Source organism: Roseinatronobacter ekhonensis, from assembly GCF_900499075.1.
In the GTDB taxonomy this organism is placed as follows: domain Bacteria; phylum Pseudomonadota; class Alphaproteobacteria; order Rhodobacterales; family Rhodobacteraceae; genus Roseinatronobacter; species Roseinatronobacter ekhonensis.
Map to the genome: position 1 here is coordinate 1 of NZ_UIHC01000093.1, position 5,513 is coordinate 5,513.

A 5,513-nucleotide genomic window follows, 5' to 3' on the forward strand; every position below is an offset into this window, starting at 1 on the left:
AGAAGTTAACACTTTCGGATATTTCTGATGAGTCGAAAAATTATCTTGATAAAGCAGGAATTACTACTGCTTGTTTACGAATTAAATCGAAGTGGACTGCTGGCGGAAAATGAGAAAATTCGACCTATCCTTGCGCAGCTCGAGAAGCTCTTACTTTGCGACCTTTCGCCATCAACTAACGATTCTGTCAAAAACTGACGCGTTGGATGAGGAGAAGTGGCTTAATATGCTTGGCACGTTCGTCAAGGACTGGTTTAGATATGAGTCACATTTTGTTCATGGTAGAGATTCTCTTGTTGACATTTTAAAAGAGCGTGGATTACTATCTGAGTCCGATGCTGTTCAACCACTAATAGGTAAGAAATCATGAGTCAAGTTACTGAACAATCCGTACGTTTCCAGACCGCTTTGGCCTCTATTAAGCTCATTCAGGCTTCTGCCGTTTTGGATTTAACCGAAGATGATTTCGATTTTCTGACGAGTAACAAAGTTTGGATTGCTACTGACCGCTCTCGTGCTCGTCGCTGCGTTGAGGCTTGCGTTTATGGTACGCTGGACTTTGTAGGATACCCTCGCTTTCCTGCTCCTGTTGAGTTTATTGCTGCCGTCATTGCTTATTATGTTCATCCCGTCAACATTCAAACGGCCTGTCTCATCATGGAAGGCGCTGAATTTACGGAAAACATTATTAATGGCGTCGAGCGTCCGGTTAAAGCCGCTGAATTGTTCGCGTTTACCTTGCGTGTACGCGCAGGAAACACTGACGTTCTTACTGACGCAGAAGAAAACGTGCGTCAAAAATTACGTGCAGAAGGAGTGATGTAATGTCTAAAGGTAAAAAACGTTCTGGCGCTCGCCCTGGTCGTCCGCAGCCGTTGCGAGGTACTAAAGGCAAGCGTAAAGGCGCTCGTCTTTGGTATGTAGGTGGTCAACAATTTTAATTGCAGGGGCTTCGGCCCCTTACTTGAGGATAAATTATGTCTAATATTCAAACTGGCGCCGAGCGTATGCCGCATGACCTTTCCCATCTTGGCTTCCTTGCTGGTCAGATTGGTCGTCTTATTACCATTTCAACTACTCCGGTTATCGCTGGCGACTCCTTCGAGATGGACGCCGTTGGCGCTCTCCGTCTTTCTCCATTGCGTCGTGGCCTTGCTATTGACTCTACTGTAGACATTTTTACTTTTTATGTCCCTCATCGTCACGTTTATGGTGAACAGTGGATTAAGTTCATGAAGGATGGTGTTAATGCCACTCCTCTCCCGACTGTTAACACTACTGGTTATATTGACCATGCCGCTTTTCTTGGCACGATTAACCCTGATACCAATAAAATCCCTAAGCATTTGTTTCAGGGTTATTTGAATATCTATAACAACTATTTTAAAGCGCCGTGGATGCCTGACCGTACCGAGGCTAACCCTAATGAGCTTAATCAAGATGATGCTCGTTATGGTTTCCGTTGCTGCCATCTCAAAAACATTTGGACTGCTCCGCTTCCTCCTGAGACTGAGCTTTCTCGCCAAATGACGACTTCTACCACATCTATTGACATTATGGGTCTGCAAGCTGCTTATGCTAATTTGCATACTGACCAAGAACGTGATTACTTCATGCAGCGTTACCATGATGTTATTTCTTCATTTGGAGGTAAAACCTCTTATGACGCTGACAACCGTCCTTTACTTGTCATGCGCTCTAATCTCTGGGCATCTGGCTATGATGTTGATGGAACTGACCAAACGTCGTTAGGCCAGTTTTCTGGTCGTGTTCAACAGACCTATAAACATTCTGTGCCGCGTTTCTTTGTTCCTGAGCATGGCACTATGTTTACTCTTGCGCTTGTTCGTTTTCCGCCTACTGCGACTAAAGAGATTCAGTACCTTAACGCTAAAGGTGCTTTGACTTATACCGATATTGCTGGCGACCCTGTTTTGTATGGCAACTTGCCGCCGCGTGAAATTTCTATGAAGGATGTTTTCCGTTCTGGTGATTCGTCTAAGAAGTTTAAGATTGCTGAGGGTCAGTGGTATCGTTATGCGCCTTCGTATGTTTCTCCTGCTTATCACCTTCTTGAAGGCTTCCCATTCATTCAGGAACCGCCTTCTGGTGATTTGCAAGAACGCGTACTTATTCGCCACCATGATTATGACCAGTGTTTCCAGTCCGTTCAGTTGTTGCAGTGGAATAGTCAGGTTAAATTTAATGTGACCGTTTATCGCAATCTGCCGACCACTCGCGATTCAATCATGACTTCGTGATAAAAGATTGAGTGTGAGGTTATAACGCCGAAGCGGTAAAAATTTTAATTTTTGCCGCTGAGGGGTTGACCAAGCGAAGCGCGGTAGGTTTTCTGCTTAGGAGTTTAATCATGTTTCAGACTTTTATTTCTCGCCATAATTCAAACTTTTTTTCTGATAAGCTGGTTCTCACTTCTGTTACTCCAGCTTCTTCGGCACCTGTTTTACAGACACCTAAAGCTACATCGTCAACGTTATATTTTGATAGTTTGACGGTTAATGCTGGTAATGGTGGTTTTCTTCATTGCATTCAGATGGATACATCTGTCAACGCCGCTAATCAGGTTGTTTCTGTTGGTGCTGATATTGCTTTTGATGCCGACCCTAAATTTTTTGCCTGTTTGGTTCGCTTTGAGTCTTCTTCGGTTCCGACTACCCTCCCGACTGCCTATGATGTTTATCCTTTGGATGGTCGCCATGATGGTGGTTATTATACCGTCAAGGACTGTGTGACTATTGACGTCCTTCCCCGTACGCCGGGCAATAATGTTTATGTTGGTTTCATGGTTTGGTCTAACTTTACCGCTACTAAATGCCGCGGATTGGTTTCGCTGAATCAGGTTATTAAAGAGATTATTTGTCTCCAGCCACTTAAGTGAGGTGATTTATGTTTGGTGCTATTGCTGGCGGTATTGCTTCTGCTCTTGCTGGTGGCGCCATGTCTAAATTGTTTGGAGGCGGTCAAAAAGCCGCCTCCGGTGGCATTCAAGGTGATGTGCTTGCTACCGATAACAATACTGTAGGCATGGGTGATGCTGGTATTAAATCTGCCATTCAAGGCTCTAATGTTCCTAACCCTGATGAGGCCGTCCCTAGTTTTGTTTCTGGTGCTATGGCTAAAGCTGGTAAAGGACTTCTTGAAGGTACGTTGCAGGCTGGCACTTCTGCCGTTTCTGATAAGTTGCTTGATTTGGTTGGACTTGGTGGCAAGTCTGCCGCTGATAAAGGAAAGGATACTCGTGATTATCTTGCTGCTGCATTTCCTGAGCTTAATGCTTGGGAGCGTGCTGGTGCTGATGCTTCCTCTGCTGGTATGGTTGACGCCGGATTTGAGAATCAAAAAGAGCTTACTAAAATGCAACTGGACAATCAGAAAGAGATTGCCGAGATGCAAAATGAGACTCAAAAAGAGATTGCTGGCATTCAGTCGGCGACTTCACGCCAGAATACGAAAGACCAGGTATATGCACAAAATGAGATGCTTGCTTATCAACAGAAGGAGTCTACTGCTCGCGTTGCGTCTATTATGGAAAACACCAATCTTTCCAAGCAACAGCAGGTTTCCGAGATTATGCGCCAAATGCTTACTCAAGCTCAAACGGCTGGTCAGTATTTTACCAATGACCAAATCAAAGAAATGACTCGCAAGGTTAGTGCTGAGGTTGACTTAGTTCATCAGCAAACGCAGAATCAGCGGTATGGCTCTTCTCATATTGGCGCTACTGCAAAGGATATTTCTAATGTCGTCACTGATGCTGCTTCTGGTGTGGTTGATATTTTTCATGGTATTGATAAAGCTGTTGCCGATACTTGGAACAATTTCTGGAAAGACGGTAAAGCTGATGGTATTGGCTCTAATTTGTCTAGGAAATAACCGTCAGGATTGACACCCTCCCAATTGTATGTTTTCATGCCTCCAAATCTTGGAGGCTTTTTTATGGTTCGTTCTTATTACCCTTCTGAATGTCACGCTGATTATTTTGACTTTGAGCGTATCGAGGCTCTTAAACCTGCTATTGAGGCTTGTGGCATTTCTACTCTTTCTCAATCCCCAATGCTTGGCTTCCATAAGCAGATGGATAACCGCATCAAGCTCTTGGAAGAGATTCTGTCTTTTCGTATGCAGGGCGTTGAGTTCGATAATGGTGATATGTATGTTGACGGCCATAAGGCTGCTTCTGACGTTCGTGATGAGTTTGTATCTGTTACTGAGAAGTTAATGGATGAATTGGCACAATGCTACAATGTGCTCCCCCAACTTGATATTAATAACACTATAGACCACCGCCCCGAAGGGGACGAAAAATGGTTTTTAGAGAACGAGAAGACGGTTACGCAGTTTTGCCGCAAGCTGGCTGCTGAACGCCCTCTTAAGGATATTCGCGATGAGTATAATTACCCCAAAAAGAAAGGTATTAAGGATGAGTGTTCAAGATTGCTGGAGGCCTCCACTATGAAATCGCGTAGAGGCTTTGCTATTCAGCGTTTGATGAATGCAATGCGACAGGCTCATGCTGATGGTTGGTTTATCGTTTTTGACACTCTCACGTTGGCTGACGACCGATTAGAGGCGTTTTATGATAATCCCAATGCTTTGCGTGACTATTTTCGTGATATTGGTCGTATGGTTCTTGCTGCCGAGGGTCGCAAGGCTAATGATTCACACGCCGACTGCTATCAGTATTTTTGTGTGCCTGAGTATGGTACAGCTAATGGCCGTCTTCATTTCCATGCGGTGCACTTTATGCGGACACTTCCTACAGGTAGCGTTGACCCTAATTTTGGTCGTCGGGTACGCAATCGCCGCCAGTTAAATAGCTTGCAAAATACGTGGCCTTATGGTTACAGTATGCCCATCGCAGTTCGCTACACGCAGGACGCTTTTTCACGTTCTGGTTGGTTGTGGCCTGTTGATGCTAAAGGTGAGCCGCTTAAAGCTACCAGTTATATGGCTGTTGGTTTCTATGTGGCTAAATACGTTAACAAAAAGTCAGATATGGACCTTGCTGCTAAAGGTCTAGGAGCTAAAGAATGGAACAACTCACTAAAAACCAAGCTGTCGCTACTTCCCAAGAAGCTGTTCAGAATCAGAATGAGCCGCAACTTCGGGATGAAAATGCTCACAATGACAAATCTGTCCACGGAGTGCTTAATCCAACTTACCAAGCTGGGTTACGACGCGACGCCGTTCAACCAGATATTGAAGCAGAACGCAAAAAGAGAGATGAGATTGAGGCTGGGAAAAGTTACTGTAGCCGACGTTTTGGCGGCGCAACCTGTGACGACAAATCTGCTCAAATTTATGCGCGCTTCGATAAAAATGATTGGCGTATCCAACCTGCAGAGTTTTATCGCTTCCATGACGCAGAAGTTAACACTTTCGGATATTTCTGATGAGTCGAAAAATTATCTTGATAAAGCAGGAATTACTACTGCTTGTTTACGAATTAAATCGAAGTGGACTGCTGGCGGAAAATGAGAAAATTCGACCTA

Annotated in this window: 7 protein-coding genes and 2 pseudogenes; all 9 read left to right on the plus strand. The window is 44.5% G+C overall.

All coding sequences use genetic code 11. The annotated features are described in order from the left end of the window. The first annotated feature begins 27 nt into the window (after window positions 1–27). Window positions 28–198, plus strand: a complete 171-nt coding sequence (locus ROE7235_RS21155) for a bacteriophage K family protein (RefSeq protein ID WP_002253904.1) — start codon at window positions 28–30, stop codon at window positions 196–198. Beyond that, the gene (locus ROE7235_RS21160) at window positions 131–370 is read left to right on the plus strand and encodes a phage DNA packaging protein C (RefSeq protein ID WP_016670801.1); all 240 of its coding nucleotides are present in this window, start codon (window positions 131–133) and stop codon (window positions 368–370) included. The genes ROE7235_RS21155 and ROE7235_RS21160 overlap by 68 nt, the downstream gene beginning before the upstream one ends. Then, a complete protein-coding gene (locus ROE7235_RS21165; RefSeq protein WP_000084700.1) occupies window positions 367–825 on the plus strand; it encodes a scaffolding protein D in 459 nt (152 codons plus the stop codon). Before ROE7235_RS21160 ends, ROE7235_RS21165 begins: the two co-directional genes overlap by 4 nt. Beyond that, window positions 825–941, plus strand: coding sequence for a phage DNA packaging protein J (locus ROE7235_RS21170; protein ID WP_000033471.1), 117 nt, complete (start codon window positions 825–827; stop codon window positions 939–941). Before ROE7235_RS21165 ends, ROE7235_RS21170 begins: the two co-directional genes overlap by 1 nt. Before the next feature lie 36 nt (window positions 942–977). Further along, window positions 978–2,261, plus strand: coding sequence for a major capsid protein (locus ROE7235_RS21175; protein ID WP_000065572.1), 1,284 nt, complete (start codon window positions 978–980; stop codon window positions 2,259–2,261). A 110-nt stretch (window positions 2,262–2,371) separates the two neighbouring features. Continuing rightward, window positions 2,372–2,899 (plus strand): hypothetical protein, encoded by a 528-nt coding sequence (locus tag ROE7235_RS21180; protein ID WP_000487867.1) that lies wholly within the window; start codon window positions 2,372–2,374, stop codon window positions 2,897–2,899. 8 nt (window positions 2,900–2,907) lie between these two features. Further along, window positions 2,908–3,894, plus strand: coding sequence for a Minor spike protein (locus tag ROE7235_RS21185; RefSeq protein ID WP_000466547.1), 987 nt, complete (start codon window positions 2,908–2,910; stop codon window positions 3,892–3,894). 63 nt (window positions 3,895–3,957) lie between these two features. After that, window positions 3,958–5,484 (plus strand): annotated as a pseudogene (locus ROE7235_RS21190) (replication endonuclease); the annotation flags it as partial. Beyond that, window positions 5,459–5,513, plus strand: a pseudogene (locus tag ROE7235_RS21195) (hypothetical protein); the annotation flags it as partial. The pseudogenes ROE7235_RS21190 and ROE7235_RS21195, both read left to right, overlap by 26 nt.

Coding starts and splice junctions, on each gene's coding strand:
- ROE7235_RS21155 (WP_002253904.1), top strand. CDS start 28: ATGAGTCGAAAAATTATCTTGATAAAGCAGGAATTACTACTGCTTGTT.
- ROE7235_RS21165 (WP_000084700.1), top strand. CDS start 367: ATGAGTCAAGTTACTGAACAATCCGTACGTTTCCAGACCGCTTTGGCC.
- ROE7235_RS21170 (WP_000033471.1), top strand. CDS start 825: ATGTCTAAAGGTAAAAAACGTTCTGGCGCTCGCCCTGGTCGTCCGCAG.
- ROE7235_RS21175 (WP_000065572.1), top strand. CDS start 978: ATGTCTAATATTCAAACTGGCGCCGAGCGTATGCCGCATGACCTTTCC.
- ROE7235_RS21180 (WP_000487867.1), top strand. CDS start 2,372: ATGTTTCAGACTTTTATTTCTCGCCATAATTCAAACTTTTTTTCTGAT.
- ROE7235_RS21185 (WP_000466547.1), top strand. CDS start 2,908: ATGTTTGGTGCTATTGCTGGCGGTATTGCTTCTGCTCTTGCTGGTGGC.